Here is a 17746-nt window from a genome sequence, read left to right on the forward strand (position 1 = left end):
GCCTACTCACCCTTCCACTGGGGGGCGCGCTTCTCGGCGAAGGCCGCCGCGCCCTCCATGGCGTCCTTGGAACCGAACACCGGGTTGATGATCTCGCCCTGCTTCTTGAACATCTCGTCGAGGCTCCAGTCCGCGGACTCGACGATCACACGCTTGGTCGCGGCGAGCGCCATCGGGGCGTTGGCCGCGATCCTCCTGGCGAGCTCGACGGCCTTGGCCAGCGCCTCCCCAACCGGGGTGATGTGGTTGACCAGGCCGACCTCGTACAACCGGGAGGCCGGGAAGTGGTCGCCGGTCAAGGCGATCTCCATGGCGATGTGGTACGGAATGCGGCGCGGCAGCCGCATCACGCCCCCCGCCCCCGCGACCAGACCCCGCTTGGGTTCGGGCAGCCCGAACTTGGCCTCCTCGGAGGCGATGATGATGTCGCAGGCCAGCGCCAGCTCGCAGCCTCCGGCCAGGGCGTAACCCTCGACGGCGGCGATGAGCGGCTTCTTCGGCGGCGTCTCGGCCACCCCGCCGAATCCCCTGCCCTCCACGACCGGGAAGTCTCCGCTCAGGAAACCTTTCAGGTCCATACCCGAGCAGAACGTGCCACCGGCGCCGGTAAGGACGTAGGCGGCAACGTCCTTGCGCTCCTCCAACTCGTCCAGCGCGGCGGCGACGCCCCTGGCGACCGTGCCGTTGATGGCGTTCCTGGCCTTGGGCCGGTTGATCGTGATGACGGCTACGCCGTCGTTCACTTCGACCAGAACCTCGTCAGACACCGATGACTCCTACTTGGGCTGGAAGCGGATGCCGCCGTCGAAACGGATCGTCTCGGCGTTCATGTAGTCGTTCTCGATCAGCGAGCGGACCAGGTGCGCGAACTCCGAGGCCAGTCCCATGCGCTTGGGGAAGACCACCGGGGCCACGAGCTTGGCCTTGAACTCATCGGCGTTGGGCGAGAAGCCGTAGATCGGGGTGTCGATGATGCCCGGGCAGATGGTGTTGACACGCACGCCGATGGCGCCGAGGTCGCGCGCGGCCGGGAGGGTCATGCCGACGATGCCACCCTTGGACGCCGAGTAGGCGACCTGGCCGGTCTGCCCCTCCAACGCCGCCACCGAGGCGGTGTTGATCACCACTCCGCGCTGGCCGTCCGCGTCGACCGGCTCCGTCTTCGCGATCGCCGCGGCACCGATGCGCATGAGGTTGAAGGTGCCGATCAGGTTGACCTCGATGACCTTGCGGTAGGAGGCCAGGTCATGGGGCGAGCCGTCGCGACCCACGGTCCGGCTGGCCCAGCCGATGCCCGCGCTGTTCACCACGACACGCAGCGGCTTGCCGGTCGCCACGGCCGCGTCCACGGCCGCCTGCACCTGCGCCTCGTCCGACACGTCGGTCTTGACGAAGACGCCGCCGAGCTCGTCGGCAAGGGGCTTGCCGCGCTCCTCGTTGAGGTCGGCGATGACGACGGTGGCACCGTGCGCGGCGAGGTCGCGGGCCGTGGCCTCGCCGAGGCCGCTGGCACCGCCCGAGATGATTGCTGCTGCTCCGTTCAAGTCCATGAGCGGACTTTAACCCGCGGACCGAATGAAGTTCTACTCGGGGTGGGTTAAATCTCTCCGATGCCGGTGCTCGCCCCGGCCGGTCGGACGGCACCCCGCCACGGCACGGCACGCCGGATGGAGCCTAGATCTCTCCGACGGCGGTGCTCACGTCGGGATAGACCTTGATCCGCCGGTCGAGCCCCGTCGTACGGAGGATCCGGGCCACCGGCGCCTGGGGGGCGGCCAGGCAGACCCCGCCGCCACCGCTCGTGGCCAGCCGCCACGCCTCGATCAGCACCGACAACCCGCTGGAGTCCATGAAGGACAGGTCGGTGAGGTCGAGAACCAGTCGCGAACCGTCCAGCTTGATCGCGTCACGGACCTCGTCTCGCAGGAAGGGAGCGGTGAACAGGTCGAGTTCGCCCTCGACAGCCACCACCACGGCGTCGCCGACCGCGCGGCGAGCCAGCCGTAGCTTCATCAGTCCTCCTCGCGCCCAGGGCAGACCCACTTTACTTCGCCGCCGCAGCACACGAGGTCGTGCGCGATTCTTCACAGGGAATCGCAGCCTGGGGGCTCCGGAGTCACGAGGCCGCGAAACCGTAGGGCAGTTCGAGCCGATGGGCGGCGAGCAGGTCGGCATCGGCGAGGATCCTACGGGTCGGCCCGTCCGCGGCGATGACGCCCCCGGAGAGAATGAGCGAGCGCTCGCACAGCTCCAGCGCGTAGGGCAGGTCGTGGGTGACCATCAGGACCGTCACGTCGAGGCCCCTGAGGATCTCGGCGAGCTCTCGCCTGGAGGCCGGGTCCAGGTTGGACGACGGCTCGTCGAGCACCAGGATCTCCGGCTCCATGGCCAGCACCGTCGCCACCGCGACCCGGCGGCGCTGGCCGAAGGACAGGTGGTGCGGTGGCCGGTCGATCGTCTCCAGCATGCCCACGCGCTCCAGCGCGTCCTTGACCCGGTGCTCCAGCTCCTCGCCCGTGATGCCCAGATTGGCCGGGCCGAAGGCCACGTCCTCGCGGACGCTCGGCATGAAGAGCTGGTCGTCGGGGTCCTGGAAGACCAGCCCGACCCGCCTGCGGATCTCCTTGAGCGATCCCTTCCCGACCGGCAGCCCCGCCACGGCCACCGTGCCGTGGCCGGCGGTCAGGATGCCGTTGAGGTGCATCACCAGCGTGGTCTTGCCCGCACCGTTCGGCCCGAGCAGCGCGACCCGCTCACCGCGCTCCACGCGGAAGTCCACGCCGAACAGCGCCTGCGTACCGTCCGGGTACGCGTACGCCAGACGGCTCACCTCCAACGAAGGCGGCGCGGTCATGCGATCCCCCAGCTCCCGAGCAGCACGGCAAGCGCCGCACCTGGCAACATACCGGCGACGAGCCACTGCCGCGACGCGACGGACAGGTCCTGGATGACCGGCATCGAGCCGGTGTAGCCCCGGCTGAGCATGGCCAGGTGCACCCGCTCACCCCGCTCGTAGGAGCGGATGAACAGCGCCCCCGCCGATCTGGCGATCACCGGGATGTGCCGCACGTCCCTGGCCACGAACCCGCGTGACTCCCGTGCCACCCGCATCCGGCGCATCTCCCCCAGGATCACGTCCAGGTAGCGGAGCATGAACATGGCGATCTGCACCAGCATCGGCGGCAGCCTCAGACGCTGGGCGCCCAGCAGTATCAGCCGCGGCTCGGTGGTGGCCGCGAGCAGCACGCTCGCGACCACGCCCAGGGTCGCCTTGGCCAGGATGTTCCAGGCGGCCCACAGACCGGCGACGCTGAGCGAGAGTCCCATGAACGTCACCCGCTCGCCGAACCCGATGAACGGAATGGCCAGCGCGAACAGCACGAACGGCACCTCGACCACCATCCGCCGCAGCAGGAATCCCGCCGGGACGCGTGCGGCCGCCGCGACGGCGGCCAGGAGCACGGCGTACAGGCCGAAGGCCCAGAACCACTCGCGCGGGGTCGCGACCACCACCAGGGCGAACCCGGCCACCGCCACCAGCTTGCACTGGGGGGGCAGCCGGTGCACGAGCGTGTCGCCCGGCCGGTGAAGCCGATGGTGGTGCCCCGCCCCCACTAGACGGAGACCTTCCTGTCGCTGTCCTCGCCGCGCCCGGAGCCCTCGTCACGGCGGCGCACCGTGAAGAACAGCCCGCCGCCGACGGCGAGGGTCACCCCGACGCCGATCAGACCGGCCACCCCCACCGGGATGCCGCCCACGTCCCCGTAGTCGGCGAGCGGCTGCTCATCCAGCGAGTGGTCGGTCGCCTGCCCGCTGAAACCCTTGTCCTCGGCGACGCGCTCCAGACCGTCGGGCGAGGAGGAGGCGTAGAAGCTGACCACGCCCGCCAACAGCGCCGCCACCGCGATACCGGCGGGCAGGAACCAGCCGGGACGGCGCGCGGCGACCGGCGCCGAGGGCGCCGGAGACTCCGAGGTGACGGTCACGTCACCGCTCGCGCCGCGCAGGACCAGCGGCGCGGCGAGTTCCCTGGCGCCGTACACCAGGTCGGGCCGGATCGCCAGGACGGTGCTGACGGTGACCGCGGTGATCAGGCCCTCCCCGATGCCGATGAGCAGGTGCACGCCGCCCATGGCCGCGGCGACCGTGCCGATCTCGATGGGCGCGGTGCCGCCGATCCAGAACAGCAGGGTGAAAGCCAGCGCCGTGGCGGGCACCGAGACCAGCGCCGCGACGAACGAGGCCGCCACCACGGCTCCCCGGCCCCGCACGCTCCGGGTGATCAGGCGGAAGACGCCCCATCCGACCAGTACGGCGACGACGCCCATCAGCGTGATGTTGACGCCCAGCGCGGTCAAGCCGCCGTCGGCGAAGAAGAACCCCTGTACCAGGAGGACCACCGCCACGCACAACACCGCCGTGTACGGGCCGACGAGTATCGCGGCGAGCGCACCGCCAAGGAGGTGGCCGCTCGTGCCCGCGGCGACCGGGAAGTTGAGCATCTGGACGGCGAACACGAAGGCGGCGACCAGGCCCGCCATGGGGGCGGTGCGGTCGTCGAGTTCACGGCGGGCACCGCGCAGGCAGACGGCCACGCCCGCAGCCGCGACCACCCCCGCCGACAACGACACCGCCGCGTTGAAAAAGCCATCGGGTACGTGCACGACAAGCCTCCGAAGTGCGGATTTGACTCCACTTTAGGCCATGGGCTTGTAGTTGCAAGATACTGGCATTAACGCCCGACGAAGGTCTGGTGACTTCCGCATGCCACCGGGCTCGCGGCGGTCCCGGGTGCCGTCAACACACGATGCGTCTGACGAAGGTCCGGGGACCGAGGGTACGGACCACGGTACTGAGCCGCCCCTTGCCCGCCGTGGCGTAGGGCCTGACGCTCCACCGGGTCGCGCCGCGCCACCAGGTACGCGGCTGCTCGATCATCTCGGGCACCGCCTCGATCCTGAAGCGCGCGGGAGGCCCGCCCAGGTCCATCTCCAGGTAGGCGTCCCAGGTACCGGGCCCCAGCCGGCCCATCGCCTGCCAGGCCGTGAACGTGCCGTCCTCTCCGACCGTGACCGGCTCACGCCGCTCCCGGCTCGACTCACGCTCCCGCCAGACCAGGTAACGCACCGCGTCCGCCGCCGGAACGGCGGTGCCCACGGTGACCTCACCGTGCAGCACCAGCCGGTGTCCCGCCGCCCAGCGGGCGCGCACCAGCCTCGCGCTGCCCGGCACCGCGACCACGTGGCCGCCGATGTCAAGACTGAGGTTGCCGTAGGGGCGGGTGAAGTACGGCAGGGCGACGACGTCGCCGACCACTCGCGGCGCGGGCGGCACCGGAAGCGCGGTCAGTCCGTCCCGGTCGAAGCCCAGACGTGCGAGCCGGGGAACACCCTCGAAGGCGACGGCCACGTGAACGTCCCAGATGCCGGAGGACAGGGCGGTGACGTCGACGACCCCGGTGAACTCCGCGCAGTCGCCCGTCGCCGGGACCACGACCTCGTCGCAGGGGCCGGTGCCCGCGTGCCGGCGTCGCAGCACCAGGGCGAGGTCGCCGCCGACGATCTCCGGGCGGTCGTACCGCTCCAGCGTGCTCAGTGCCACCTTGCCGGAGATCGCCAGCCTTCCCTCCCGCTCCCAGCGGAGCGCGGTGAGCTCCCTGCGGACCGAGGCCGACTCGATGTGCGCCAGCCGCACCAGGCGGTCGATGTCCTCCAGCGCGGCGATCCTGCTCCGGTCGATCGCGGGGAGCCGGTCGCGGACCCCGTCGGTCAGCCACCGCTCGCACATGTCGGCCACCTCGGCGGCGATCTCCTTGCGCTCGACCTCCCCCGCGTCCAGGAAGGGCCTGCCGAGGTTGCCGAAGGCGTCCATCCGGAAGTGCCGCCGCAGGAGGTGGTCGCGAAGGTCTCCCGGCCGTACGTGAGCGAGCATCAACTCGATCGGCCGCCTGATCATCCGCAGCCAGGACACCGGGTCGCGGCTCCCCTGCCGCTGCATGATGCTGGTGCCGTCGGGCCGGGCGACCAGGTGGTAGCAGTCGTAGTCGGCGACCACCGAGATCACGTTCGCGTGGCAGTAGGCGTGGGTGGTGAAGACGACGTCCTCGCCGACCAGAAGCGTCTCGTCGAAGCGGATGGCGTGCCGCTCCAGCATCTCCCTGCGGAACAGCTTGAAGCAGCTCAGGCTGTTGTAGACCGCGCTGTCACCGAGCGGCACCCGCTCGGCGTTCTCCCTGAACATCGAGATCGGCACCTTGCGGTCATGACCGACGATCTTCCCGAGCACGATGTCCGAGCCGTTGCGGTCGGCCATCGCGAGCATCCGCTCCAGCGCCTGGGGGCCGAGGTAGTCGTCCGCGTCGCAGAAGAAGACGTACCTGCCGCGCGCGTGGGAGAGGCCGACGTTGCGCGGGCGCCCCGCGCCGCCGGACGCCTCCTGCCGGACGACGCGGATCACCCCGCGGTGACAGGAGGCGTACAGGTCGAGCAGCGCGGCACCGCCGTCGGTGGAACCGTCGTCGACGACCACCACCTCCAGGGCGACCCGCTGGATCAGCAGCGAGGTCAGGCACCTGTCGAGATAGGGCCGACAGTTGTGCAGGGGGACGATCACGGTGACGTCGACGTCGGACCGGATCGCCTCCTCCCTGGTGATATCGCAGCCGTCCCGCCCCGTGCGGACTCGCTGAAGAGTCGTTACCGCCACCGCCGCGCCCCTCGTCGGTTACTTTCCGCTTATCTAGCGTCTCAGTATGTGATGAAGGGCCGCCCGTGCGGAGCAAATCCACAGGGTTGCCTCCCCGACCTACTCCCGGCGAAGGCTGAATTCGGAGAGAAACCATTGGTTCGCCCACCATCGACAGGAAACCCGCCGCCCGACCGGCCCGTGACACCGGAGACGCACCGCACCCTCAAACCTCGCTCCCGGTCCGGTCGAGGTCGTCTCGATCACGGTCGGCACGCCCGCCCGGGGCCCGGTCCGCCCCGAGCGCCTGAACCCGACGGCGGCGCGGCAGCCAGGCGATGACGTACAGCGCGAGCGCCACCACGATCAGCGCCCCGAAGAGGCGCAGGGGGAGGATGACGAAGGTCGCGCTTCGCCGGGATGTCCCGCCGCTCCCGGAGACCGACACCGTCGCGCGGCAGAGGCACATGAACGGCGGATCCGCCCATCTGACGGCGACGTCCCTGCTGTCTCCCCTGAGCAGGGTGAAGTCGGGAAACGGCACCTCGTACCCGTTAACCTCCACCTTCAGCGCGCGGGGGCCGAGGAAGTCGCGGTGAACGGTCCCGAGATTGTCGACGGTGGCGGTGAAGTCGACGGGGCCGCCCGTCGAGAAGGCCCCGGAGGTGCGCAGGTCACCAACGCGCACGGACGTGTCGATCGGCCCCGGAACCGTGATGTAGATCGGTGTTCCGATCGCCCGGTTCAGCTTGATGTTGCCCCCACCGGCCTCTGCCGGGGCCACGAAGAGCAGGGCCACCTGGTGCTCGCCGTGCTCGGGCTCCGGCGGGGGGTCGATCAGTACGGTGACGCCCCGCTCCGCACCGGGGGCGAGACGGAAGCTCGCCGGCCTGACCTTGAGCCAGTCGGCGGCCGAGCGGGGTGCGTCACGCTCGAAGAGCACCTTCCCGGACTCGTCCATGGCGAAGCCCACCCTGTCGACGACCACGTCGACGGGCGCCCGTCCCCTGTTGGCCACCTGGAACGACTGAGGCTCGTCGATCTCCTCCGGGGCGACGACCAGTCGTGGCGGACTCACCGTCAGCGAGAAGTCCGACTCCGGGACCGCGTCCGGTGCCCCGAAAGCCCCCGACCCAACCGCCGCTGTCACGCCTCCTGCCGCCAGAAGCGCAATGATCACCTGCCGAAGCCGCCCAGCCACCGCGCAACCCCCAGTCAGCCTCGACGGTCACAGCCTGCCCGAAAGCTCCACCGGCAGGCACGCTCCGGCCCCATAGGCGCCGGCCCGACTCCAGCCGGCACACGGAGACATTCAAGATCTTTTTTACTTACAGTAGTAGCGTCGACACAGAAGGCGCAAGTTTCCGGCAGGACGTGTCGCCGCCCGGACGCCCCGCTCATCCACCAGGCCAGAACCCCCAGGCGCATGCGTCACGCGTGTTCTTTTTGCGACAAGGCCATCACCCAGGCTCCAGGACGGGCGTTCGAGAAGGCGCGAGCAGGCGGCCATTCGGGCACGCGAGGGCAGGAAGACCACGAATTTCGCCTGAGCCGTGAAAGGCCAGGTCACCGGAGATCGGTCGACCTGGCCTTTCACCTGCGAGCCGACGAGGAGAATCGAACTCCTGACCTACAGTTCACAAGATCTCAGCACGCAACCCTCTGATCTGCCGCGTTCCAGGTCAAGGGTGGTCTCGCTGTGTCCGTGAGTCTCCGTGATTTCCCCTTGTTCACCCTCCTGACGGGCACGCAACGGGCACGCAACGGGCACGGCATGACGCTCAACCCAAACCGCATTAGCAGCTCTGATCTTGCCCGTTCCGATCAGTTCAACCTGAGTCAACGCGGCTTGGTGGTCCATCTGGAACGGGAGTGAACGACGTTGGATTGCAACTAGGGGCCCTCCTGGTCAAGGTTCGACGAGGGCTATCTGCTCGGCGCAAGCGGCTCGGACGACGGCGATCAACTGCGGTTCAGTGCGTCCCCAGCCCGCTCCCCATTCGTCATCCAGCCCGTATAGAGCGCCAAGTGGTGGTGTGAGCATCTCATCGGGATAATTCCAAGTGATCATGAGTCGTTCGATCACCGAGACCAGCCAATGGTCACCACCGTCGCCTGCGAGGCACAACCGCGCCATGTCGGCATAAACAGTTTTCACAGCGTCGGACCTGGAAGGTATCGCGGTGTCCGTATCCGCGAGAGCCTCGACCAGCACATCGCGCACCTCGTGCGGATCACGTCCGTCAAGCCCCGCGAGAATGCGCAACGTCTCACCATCCATGTCCTGGACGAGCCAATGAGCGGCCCACATGGGGACACAATCGGTAGGCAAGATTTCCAGTTCATACCAGGCAGCGACCAACCGCGGAGACGGAATCAACTGTCCTGCATCGTACGGCCAGCCATGCACAGGAAGCATCGTGTCACAGCTGCCTCGGTGAAGTGTCGTCACCGTATCCCCCGGCAGCCAGGTTGGAAGATCTCGGTAAGCGCCCCTCTGACCTGCTGCGTTCCAGGTCAGAGGCGGTCTCGCCTTACCTGCGAGTCCCCGTGACTCCCCCTTGGTGACCCTCCTGACGGGCACGCAACGGGCACGGCCTGAGAACCCCGTGCGGACGCACACACCTCCCCCGCCGAATCTTCCCGTCGCCGTCGTCCCACCCTCCGGGGAGCGCCCTGGCCCCGGTCTGCTCGGCTTGCCCAGGGACGACGGCGACGGGAAAATCCGGCCCCCAACCACTTACGAACCCGGTTCTTGCTCCTGGCAATCATCCCGGAGCCGAAGCGCCCCCGCCGGAGGCATCCCCTTTGGACCTGGCCTATGGATACTTACGCCATGGCACCCTCGGAGATCCCGCGCACCGTTAAGGCTGTCAACACAACCCAGCTCATTCACCTGGACGAAGAGGCGACGGTGTGCGGGCTTAGCCGCCAACACGGAGGCGGGTGGTTGGCCGAGTATGCCGATCCAGAGGCCACTCACTACTTGTGGCCGGCCCTGGTTCACAGCTTGAACCACCGGCCGGAGCACTCACCGCATTGGCGCTGCATGCTGTTGCTCGCTCTGCGAGAGGGTCAGCAGGTTTTCTCGCTGCTGGACGTCCTGCCGGCCTCTTTCTACGCGCTTCCAGAGAACCTGGACCGTGCGACAAAGACACAGATCGCCCAAAGGCTGTTGGCGTCGATGCAGACGGTGGCCGAGTGGTCTGAGCATCACGGTTGAGACGTTGCCCGATGGCCTACGCCATGAACTGCTGTCCTATCTGGCCTCGCGGCCCGAGCTGCCAGCGGCCGGGACCGACCTCCAGGCCGCACGCCCGGCCGCCGAGCGAGCGTAGGGCCGCGAGGCGGCGCGCCGCGCCACCGCCTTGATAACCCGAACAATTCGGCAAGTCACCCGTGAAGCTTTGATGACCCGAGTAGATGAATGCCGTCGTGGTGGCGGATGGCCGGCGGTTGGTCGGGGTGCATGGCGTCGAGGACGCGGATGGCGAATGCCTCGGATGCGAGTGATGAGACCTCGTCCGTGGTGACCCAGCGGAAAGCGCGGGTTTCGTCGGTCTCGGTGAGCTGGCCGCCAATGACCTTGCAGCGGAAGACCAGGGCGACGATGCCGCGTGTCATGTTCTTGTAGACGCCGGTCAGGGTGACGGGCTCGACGTGCAGGCCGGTCTCCTCATGGATCTCTCGGAGGAGGCCGGTGGTGATGTCCTCGTCGCGTTCCAGGACTCCGCCGGGCGCTTCCCAGTGCTCGTTGTCTCGACGCTGGGTGAGGAGCGCGCGGCCCTGACCATCGATGATCACGCCTGCCACACTGACGAAGTGCCCCGTGTGGTGATCCACCGGATGTCCTCCAAGGCCGCCGATCGCTGTTCGCGGACTGCGGTACACGTGTGCACGAAAGACCAAAGGGCCAGGTCACCGGATACCGGTGACCTGGCCCTTCGCTGCGAGCCGACGAGGGGAATCGAACCCCTGACCTACAGTTTACAAGACTGTCGCTCTGCCGATTGAGCTACGTCGGCATGGTCGCCAGACGATTGTAGTCGGCTCGCGCCTCACACGTCACCGAGGTATGCCGCGACGAGTGCGAACCGTTAGGAACGACGCTTGCGGGCGACCTCGTAAAGGGCGATACCGGCGGCGACGCCCGCGTTGAGGGACTCGGCCGCGGCCTGCATCGGGATGCGGACGACCAGGTCGCAGGATTCGCGGACCAGGCGGGACAGGCCCTTGCCCTCCGAGCCCACGACGACGACCAGCGGGCCGTCGAGGAGGTTGGCCTCGCCGATGTCGACCTTGCCCTCGCCGTCCAGGCCGATCACGAACAGGCCCGCCTCACGGTACTCCCGCAGGGTGGCGGTGAGGTTGGCGGCGCGGGCGACCGTCAGGGTGGCCAGCGTGCCCGCCGAGGTCTTCCAGGCACCGCCGGTGACCCCGGCCGAACGGCGGGAGGGGACGACCAGGCCGTGGGCGCCGAAGGCGGTGGCCGAGCGGGCGATGGCCCCCAGGTTGCGAGGGTCGGTGACACCGTCGAGGGCGACGATCAGCGGCACCTCCGCGGCGTCCTGGGCGATGCGGACGAGATCGTCGGGGTGGGCGTAGTCGTACGCCGGGATCTGCAGGGCGATGCCCTGGTGGATCCCCCCCTCGGTGAGTCGGTCCAGCTTCTCCCGCCCGACCTCCAGCATCGCGATGCCACGGTCGGCGGCGATGCGGACCGCCTCCTTGACGCGGTCGTCGTTGTCGATGCGCAGGGCCACGTAGAGCGTGCTGGCCGGGACTCCGGCCCGCAGCGCCTCGACCACGGGGTTGCGCCCGCCGATGTGCTCGGGCGCGTCGTCGCTCCGTCTCGGACGAGCCGAGGTGCGCGGGGAGGCGGACCTGCCGGTCTTCTCCTCGCGCTCGATCCGCTCGGCGCGTGCCTTGTCCTTGTGCCAGTGCCGCATGTGCGCCGGCGGGGTGGCCCCCCTGCCCTCCAGGCCTCGGCGGACGTTGCCGCCGGTGCCCTTGGTCGGACTCTTCTTCTTCGCGGGTCGCCCGGACCCTTTACCCCCACCAGCCATGGTCTATAGCGTACGGCCTGGTTTTACCGCGAGAGTTCCCAGCGAGGGCCCTGGGGGGTGTCCTCGACATGGATCCCGGCGCGGGAAAGCTGGTCACGGATGCCGTCGGCCGCCGCGAAGTCCCTGCGTGCCCGCGCCGCCTGCCGCTGCTCCAGGGCGACGGCGACCAGCGCGTCGACGGTCGCCCGCATGCCGGTCTCGCCGCCCGTGGAGCGCCACTGCTCCGAGCGCGGGTCGAGGCCGAGGACGTCGAGCATGTTCTGCGTCTCGGCGAGCAGCCTGGCGACCTGCTCCTTGTTGCCCTGGGCCAGCGCGACGTTGCCCTCGCGGACCACCTCGTGCACCACGGCGAGCGCCTGGGGAGTGCCCAGGTCGTCGTCGAGAGCCTCGGAGAAGGCCACCGGGAGCGGCGCGTGCGCGTCGACGTCATGGATGACCTCGGCCGCGCGGGTGACGAAGCCCTCGATGCGCTGGTAGGCCGTGGCGGCCTCGAAGAGCGCCTCCTCGGAGTATTCGATCGAGGAACGGTAGTGCGGGGCCGCCAGGTAGTAGCGGAGCTCGACCGGGCGGACCTTCTTGGTGACCTCGGGGATCAGCAGGGAGTTACCGAGCGACTTGCTCATCTTCTCCGCGCCGATCTTGAGCATGCCGTTGTGCATCCAGTAGCGGGCGAAGCCGTCGCCGGCCGCCTGGGACTGGGTCAGCTCGTTCTCGTGGTGCGGGAAGATCAGGTCGACGCCACCACCGTGGATGTCGAAGGTCGAGCCGAGATACTTCGTCGCCATGGCCGAGCACTCCAGGTGCCAGCCGGGGCGGCCTCGGCCCCACGGGGTCGGCCAGGTCGGCTCGCCGGGCTTCTCGCCCTTCCAGAGCGCGAAGTCACGCGGGTCGCGCTTGCAGGAGTCGCTCTCGGTGTCACCCGCGGCCCGCATGTTCTGAAGCTTCTGGTTGGAGAGCGACCCGTACCGGTCGGCGTAGGACATGACGTCGAAGTAGACGTCGCCACCGGAGGCATAGGCGTGGCCGGCGGCGATCAGCCGGTCCATCAGCTCGATCATCTCGGGCACATGGCCGGTGGCCCGTGGCTCGACGGTCGGAGGCAGGCAGCCCAGCACCTCGTAGGCCCAGGTGAAGGCCCTCTGGTTACGCTCGGCGACGGCGAACCACGGTACGTTCTCCGCAGCCGCGACTCTGATGATCTTGTCATCGATGTCGGTGACGTTGCGGCAGAAGGTCACCTCGTAGCCCGACCTGATCATCCAGCGACGGAGCACGTCGAAGTTGACGCCCGAGCGGATGTGCCCGATGTGCGGGGGAGCCTGCACGGTGGCACCACACAGGTAGATCGAGGCCCGGCCGGGTTCGACCGGGACGAATTCGCGGACGGTGCGTACGCTGGTGTCGTATAGCTGCAGGCTCACGAGGGCAAGGCTAATGCCTCACCTCCCCTCACAAGCCAGGTTGCGGGACGTTGAAGACACCCACTAGAGGATTTTCTGACCATTAGTAGCGAATGTCCCCCAGCCGGTCCGTGAAAGAGCACCGGGTGGAAGACATACCCGGAAGCGATACGGACGATCATGCCGGGTGTCGATTCTGTAGGCTCGAAGAGCCATGGACGCCAAATCCCCCGCGGCGGCAGACTCGCTCTCCCGCCCGTCACCGCCCCTGACCACCGCAGAACCGAGCAGGACAGTCCTCGCCCTGCGCCGTACCGGGATCGCCGTCGCCGGAGTCGGCGTGGCCGCCCTCACCGCCGCGGCCTGCGTGCTCTCCTTCGAGGACCTGCGCGCCCTCGCCCTGGCGGGCAGGGCGCCCGCCGGTCTCGCGTATCTCTATCCCGCCGCCTTCGACGCGCTGCTCGTCGTCGCGATGATCGGCGTGCTGCTGCTGAGGGGCGGCCGGTGGCCGGTACGGCTGCAGGCGGGGGTGGTCCTGACGCTGCTGTTCGCCGGCGCGGCCGCCGCCGAGGTGGCCACCGCCATGCGGATGGCGGTGGACGAGCAACGGGCGGCCGTCGTGGTCGCCGTCGCCCCCTGGGTGATGCTGATCCTGGCCCTCTGGCTCTGGCTCCTGCTGATCAGGCACGCCGCCGCCAGGCGTACCGCGACCGACGCGACCCTGGCCGGTCGGATCGCCTCCGAGCACGACATCGTGCCGTTCCCCGAGGCGGGCCGGCCGCCCGCGGAGTACCCGGGCGCGCCGGACCGCGAGGAGCGCCGGCAGGGGCCCGGCCACCCCGGACAACTGGTGCACCACCCCGCGGCCGAGATCATGCTCGATCCGCACGCCGCCCCTCCGCTGGAGACGGTCCCGTACCACGACCTCCCGACGGGTGAGCCTGTGGTCGGTCCCACCGCGGCTCCGGAGACCCCCGAGGTCACCGACGTCCCGCAGGGTCCCCCGCCGCGGAAGGCCGCGGCCCCCCGGCAGGGAAAGCCGATGCGCTGGGGTGACCTGGTCCGGCCCCGCCAGGGCGATCTGCTCGTCCACCCGCCCCGTCCCGGCCCGCGGACGACCGAGGAGGAGCAGGGAGACGAGGGCAGGGTCAGCGAGCGGGTGGAGACCTGGGACACCGGCGCCGGCCTCCCCCCGGAGCGGGAGGCCCGGACCGGTGAAGCCGATACGGCCGAGGCCGACCCACCCGGCACGGCTCGGCGCGACACGGAGGAGGTGAGCGAGCGCGACGCCGACACCCAGCCGATCCTCGCCGTGCAGGGCCGGGCGGCGAACGTCACGCCCGGCGGGACGGCGAAGGCGGATGCCACGGGCAGGAGAGCGGGCGGCTCGCCCGACCCCGCGCACGGTGCCGAGGCCGCCGAGGCCGGGGAGGAGGCCCAGGCACGCCGGGAAGACGGCGGCGCGGCTCCTCCCTCCGGGCGGATGCGCAGCACACCCGTCCCGCCCGGCGAGTGAGGGGCGAAAGCTTGACCCCGCCCGCATGACCACCTGACCGGATCCGGGGAACGAAGCCGGCGTGACGAAGTGCTGGGTGAAGGCCTCCGATGACAGCGGCTTCCCGGTGCGGAACCTGCCCTTCGGGGTCTTCTCGCGCCGCGGCGAGTTCCCCCGTGTCGGCGTGGCGATCAGCGACCAGGTACTGGATCTGGGCCTGCTGGCGGAGACCGGGGTGCTGAAGGGCTCGCACTGGTTCGCCTCCGGCACCCTCAACGCGTTCCTGTCCGCGGGGCCGCGAATCTGGCAGGAGGTCAGGGAGCGGTTGATCCATCTGCTCACCGAGCCGTCATGCCGCCCGGCGGTGATGCCCGCGCTCGTCCCGATGGTCGAGGTGCTGATGCACCTGCCGTTCCACGTGGCGGACCTGATCCGTTTCCAGTCGTCCATCGAGCACGAGACGAACCTGGGCCGGATGTTCCGGCCGCCCGGCGACCCACTGCCGCGCAACTGGCCGCGGATGCCCATCGGGCAGTACGGCAGGGCGTCGAGCGTGGTGGTCTCCGGCACTCCGGTCGTGCGCCCGTCGGGTCAGCTCCGGGGCCTGGGAGGAGCCGACCCGGTATTCGGGCCGTCCACTCAGCTGGATCTCTCCGCTGAGATCGGCTACGTGGTCGGCGTCCCCTCGACCCCGCCGCACACGCTGGGAACCCAGGCGTTCGAGGACCACGTCTTCGGAGTGGTGGTGGTCAACGGCTGGCGGGCCCAGGACATCATCGCCTGGGAGAGCACACCGCTCGGGCCGTTTCTGGGACGGTTCGCCACCTCGATCTCTCCGTGGGTGGTCCCGCTCACGGCGCTGGAGTCGGCCCGGGTGGTGCCGCCCGCCCAGGACCCGCCTCCGCCGCCCTATCTACTGGCCAGGCGGCAGTGGGGCCTGAACCTCACCCTGCGGGTCGAGTTGAACGGCCGGCTCCTGTCGGAACCGCCGTTCGCCACCCAGTATTGGACCGGTCCGCAGCTATTCGCTCACACAGGTGTGAGCGGCGCCCCGCTGCGGACCGGCGATCTGCTCACCTCCGGGCCGGTGTCAGGATCGGCCAGAAGCCAGTTCGGCACGCTGCTCGAACTGACCTGGAACGGCCGAGACCCGCTCGGTATGCCGGACGGAACCGAACGGGTCTTCCTGGAGGACGGCGACATCGTGCGCGTCACCGCGAGCACCTCCGGCCCGGAGGGGGGCCAGCTGAGCCTCGGCGAGGTCACCGGGGTGGTCCGCCCCGCTGTCCGCTAGAGGCTTGCTCGTCAGACCCTGGAGCGCTTGAGACCGGCGACCAGGCCGACACCGACGACGGCCAGGGCCACCTGCATGACGAGTTCGATCCAGTCGATCCCGTCCGTGGTGGCGACGCCGAGAACCTGGGCGATGGCGGTGCCGATGAGCGCCGCGACAATGCCGACGACGATGGTCAGGATCAATCCGATCGCCTGCCTACCGGGAAGCAGCAGACAACCGATGACACCGATGACAGCGCCGATGACGATTGCTCCAAGAATGGACTCAATAGTCATTTCAACCTCCCAGTGAGGGTGAGACCTTCACTCTCACAGGGAGGTGGCTACCCCCCGTGTCATGGATATTCCTGTGGACGGCAAAAATTCGGTCAGTGCGACTTCCTCGCCTGCATCTGAACGACGAGGAGCACTCCGATCACGGCGACCGCGAGTTGGATGAGGTGCTCCCACCAATTGATCCCCCGCGTGTTGGTCAGACCGACCGACGCGGCGATGGCGGTGCCGATAAGGGCCGCGACGATGCCGACGATAAGCGTCAGGCCGATGCTCAGGTTCTGGCGCCCCGGAAGGATGAGGCGTGCCAACGCGCCGATGATGGCGCCGATGATGATTGCGGAGATAATCGATCCGATCATGTCCGGCTCCCCCTGTCACGAGACACAGTCATCAGGGAGTTACCCAGCGCATTCATAGATCATCCCAAAAAGGGGTGGCCCGTACCGCGCCAGGAAACGGGCCACCGCCTCGATATGGATCGACGGGCATTCCGCGCCGCCCGCCGGAACGTTTCGACGTTCCGCATGAGAAGACGCCCGGCGACCGCTAGAGGTTCACCACGATCGCGGTCGCGATGGCCGCGACGCCCTCACCCCGGCCGGTGAGGCCCAGCCCGTCGGTCGTGGTGGCGCTGACGCTCACGGGGGCGCCCACGGCCGCTCCGAGGGCCTTCTCGGCCTCGACGCGGCGGGGTGCCATCTTGGGCCGGTTACCGATCACCTGGACGGCCACGTTGCCGATCTCGAAGCCTGCGGCTCGCACCTGGCGAGCGGTCTCCTCCAGCAGGGCGGCACCGGAGGCACCGGCCCAGCGAGGATCGGACGTGCCGAACAGGCCTCCGAGGTCGCCGAGACCGGCTGCCGACAGCAGGGCGTCACAGGCCGCGTGAGCCGCGGCGTCGCCGTCGGAGTGCCCGGCCAGGCCGGTCTCCCCGGGCCAGTGCAGGCCGGCGAGATGGAGCTCGCGACCAGAAGCGAACGGGTGGACGTCGACTCCGACGCCCACCCGTGGAAATGTCCTGTTCAGGAGTTGAGAACCTCGTCCAGTAGGGCCTCTGCCTTGTCCTCGTTGGTCTTTTCCGCGAGCGCGAGCTCGCTGACGAGGATCTGCCTGGCCTTGGCCAGCATTCGCTTCTCTCCCGCGGAAAGCCCGCGTTCCCTGTCTCGTCGCCACAGGTCGCGAACGACCTCGGCGACCTTGTTGACATCACCGGACGCCAACTTCTCAAGGTTCGCCTTGTAGCGGCGGGACCAGTTCGTGGGCTCTTCGGTGTGAGGCATTCGAAGCACGTCGAAAACGCGCTCAAGACCCTCTTGTCCGACTACGTCGCGAACACCCACGAGTTCGGCGTTGTCAGCCGGCACCTGGACGGTAAGGTCGCCCTTGTCGACCTTAAGAACCAGGTAGGTCCTTTCCTCACCTTTGATGGTCCGGGTCGTGATCGCCTCGATCCGAGCAGCCCCATGGTGGGGGTAGACGACAGTGTCGCCGACCTGGAAAGTCATGTGACAAGTACCCCTTCCGCTGTA

General features: G+C 68.9%; 19 protein-coding genes and 1 tRNA gene. 3 read left to right on the top strand and 17 right to left on the bottom strand.

Annotated elements, in window-relative coordinates; all coding sequences use genetic code 11:
* Nucleotides 1-2: 2 nt before the first annotated feature.
* From ACFQVD_RS25945 to ACFQVD_RS25985, 9 genes are all read right to left on the bottom strand, one after another.
* Nucleotides 3-767: a crotonase/enoyl-CoA hydratase family protein gene (locus ACFQVD_RS25945; RefSeq protein ID WP_343968453.1), complete on the bottom strand. Its 765-nt coding sequence runs from the start codon at nt 765-767 to the stop codon at nt 3-5.
* Nucleotides 768-776: 9 nt separating this feature from the next.
* On the bottom strand, nt 777-1550 hold the full coding sequence (locus ACFQVD_RS25950; RefSeq protein ID WP_343968456.1) for an SDR family oxidoreductase: 774 nt from the start codon (nt 1548-1550) through the stop codon (nt 777-779).
* A 124-nt stretch (nt 1551-1674) separates the two neighbouring features.
* The gene (locus ACFQVD_RS25955) at nt 1675-2013 is read right to left on the bottom strand and encodes an STAS domain-containing protein (protein ID WP_343968458.1); all 339 of its coding nucleotides are present in this window, start codon (nt 2011-2013) and stop codon (nt 1675-1677) included.
* A gap of 103 nt (nt 2014-2116) precedes the next feature.
* Nucleotides 2117-2854 (bottom strand): energy-coupling factor ABC transporter ATP-binding protein, encoded by a 738-nt coding sequence (locus ACFQVD_RS25960; protein WP_343968460.1) that lies wholly within the window; start codon nt 2852-2854, stop codon nt 2117-2119.
* Nucleotides 2851-3567, bottom strand: a complete 717-nt coding sequence (cbiQ, locus tag ACFQVD_RS25965) for a cobalt ECF transporter T component CbiQ (protein WP_343968462.1) — start codon at nt 3565-3567, stop codon at nt 2851-2853. Before cbiQ ends, ACFQVD_RS25960 begins: the two co-directional genes overlap by 4 nt.
* A gap of 47 nt (nt 3568-3614) precedes the next feature.
* Nucleotides 3615-4664, bottom strand: coding sequence for an energy-coupling factor ABC transporter permease (locus tag ACFQVD_RS25970; RefSeq protein WP_343968465.1), 1050 nt, complete (start codon nt 4662-4664; stop codon nt 3615-3617).
* 133 nt (nt 4665-4797) lie between these two features.
* Nucleotides 4798-6705 carry a glycosyltransferase family 2 protein gene (locus tag ACFQVD_RS25975; protein ID WP_343968467.1) on the bottom strand — a complete coding sequence of 636 codons (1908 nt, stop codon included), beginning with the start codon at nt 6703-6705 and terminating at the stop codon, nt 4798-4800.
* 205 nt (nt 6706-6910) lie between these two features.
* A complete protein-coding gene (locus tag ACFQVD_RS25980) occupies nt 6911-7834 on the bottom strand; it encodes a hypothetical protein (RefSeq protein WP_343968469.1) in 924 nt (307 codons plus the stop codon).
* 759 nt (nt 7835-8593) lie between these two features.
* Complete coding sequence (locus tag ACFQVD_RS25985) at nt 8594-9094, bottom strand: hypothetical protein (protein WP_343968471.1); 501 nt, start codon at nt 9092-9094, stop codon at nt 8594-8596.
* 426 nt (nt 9095-9520) lie between these two features.
* Here ACFQVD_RS25985 and ACFQVD_RS25990 point away from each other — a divergent pair, with 426 nt between their 5' ends.
* Nucleotides 9521-9907, top strand: coding sequence for a hypothetical protein (locus ACFQVD_RS25990; RefSeq protein WP_343968473.1), 387 nt, complete (start codon nt 9521-9523; stop codon nt 9905-9907).
* 170 nt (nt 9908-10077) lie between these two features.
* Here ACFQVD_RS25990 and ACFQVD_RS25995 read toward each other — a convergent pair whose 3' ends face one another.
* From ACFQVD_RS25995 to cysS, 4 genes are all read right to left on the bottom strand, one after another.
* Nucleotides 10078-10497: an NUDIX hydrolase gene (locus tag ACFQVD_RS25995; protein ID WP_364146857.1), complete on the bottom strand. Its 420-nt coding sequence runs from the start codon at nt 10495-10497 to the stop codon at nt 10078-10080.
* Between the two features lie 139 nt (nt 10498-10636).
* Nucleotides 10637-10709 (bottom strand) — tRNA-Thr (locus ACFQVD_RS26000).
* Between the two features lie 72 nt (nt 10710-10781).
* Nucleotides 10782-11750: a 23S rRNA (guanosine(2251)-2'-O)-methyltransferase RlmB gene (gene rlmB / locus ACFQVD_RS26005; RefSeq protein WP_343968475.1), complete on the bottom strand. Its 969-nt coding sequence runs from the start codon at nt 11748-11750 to the stop codon at nt 10782-10784.
* Between the two features lie 23 nt (nt 11751-11773).
* On the bottom strand, nt 11774-13171 hold the full coding sequence (cysS, locus tag ACFQVD_RS26010) for a cysteine--tRNA ligase (protein WP_343968477.1): 1398 nt from the start codon (nt 13169-13171) through the stop codon (nt 11774-11776).
* 193 nt (nt 13172-13364) lie between these two features.
* On the opposite strand from cysS, the gene ACFQVD_RS26015 reads away from it, so the two are divergent.
* Together ACFQVD_RS26015 and ACFQVD_RS26020 are read left to right on the top strand one after the other, a co-directional pair.
* Nucleotides 13365-14666, top strand: coding sequence for a DUF2637 domain-containing protein (locus ACFQVD_RS26015; RefSeq protein ID WP_343968479.1), 1302 nt, complete (start codon nt 13365-13367; stop codon nt 14664-14666).
* 61 nt (nt 14667-14727) lie between these two features.
* Nucleotides 14728-15939: a fumarylacetoacetate hydrolase family protein gene (locus ACFQVD_RS26020; protein WP_343968481.1), complete on the top strand. Its 1212-nt coding sequence runs from the start codon at nt 14728-14730 to the stop codon at nt 15937-15939.
* Between the two features lie 11 nt (nt 15940-15950).
* Here the strand turns inward: ACFQVD_RS26020 and ACFQVD_RS26025 are convergent, their stop codons facing one another.
* The 4 genes from ACFQVD_RS26025 to ACFQVD_RS26040 all read right to left on the bottom strand — a co-directional run bounded on the left by ACFQVD_RS26025 (nt 15951) and on the right by ACFQVD_RS26040 (nt 17722).
* Nucleotides 15951-16217, bottom strand: coding sequence for a GlsB/YeaQ/YmgE family stress response membrane protein (locus tag ACFQVD_RS26025; protein ID WP_343968483.1), 267 nt, complete (start codon nt 16215-16217; stop codon nt 15951-15953).
* Nucleotides 16218-16309: 92 nt separating this feature from the next.
* Nucleotides 16310-16576, bottom strand: a complete 267-nt coding sequence (locus ACFQVD_RS26030) for a GlsB/YeaQ/YmgE family stress response membrane protein (RefSeq protein ID WP_343968485.1) — start codon at nt 16574-16576, stop codon at nt 16310-16312.
* Nucleotides 16577-16763: 187 nt separating this feature from the next.
* The gene (ispF, locus tag ACFQVD_RS26035; RefSeq protein WP_343968487.1) at nt 16764-17222 is read right to left on the bottom strand and encodes a 2-C-methyl-D-erythritol 2,4-cyclodiphosphate synthase; all 459 of its coding nucleotides are present in this window, start codon (nt 17220-17222) and stop codon (nt 16764-16766) included.
* Nucleotides 17223-17239: 17 nt separating this feature from the next.
* Nucleotides 17240-17722: a CarD family transcriptional regulator gene (locus ACFQVD_RS26040; protein WP_030924410.1), complete on the bottom strand. Its 483-nt coding sequence runs from the start codon at nt 17720-17722 to the stop codon at nt 17240-17242.
* Nucleotides 17723-17746: the final 24 nt, after the last annotated feature.

The sequence above is a fragment of the Streptosporangium amethystogenes subsp. fukuiense genome (assembly GCF_042665875.1).
In the GTDB taxonomy this organism is placed as follows: Bacteria; Actinomycetota; Actinomycetes; order Streptosporangiales; family Streptosporangiaceae; genus Streptosporangium; species Streptosporangium fukuiense.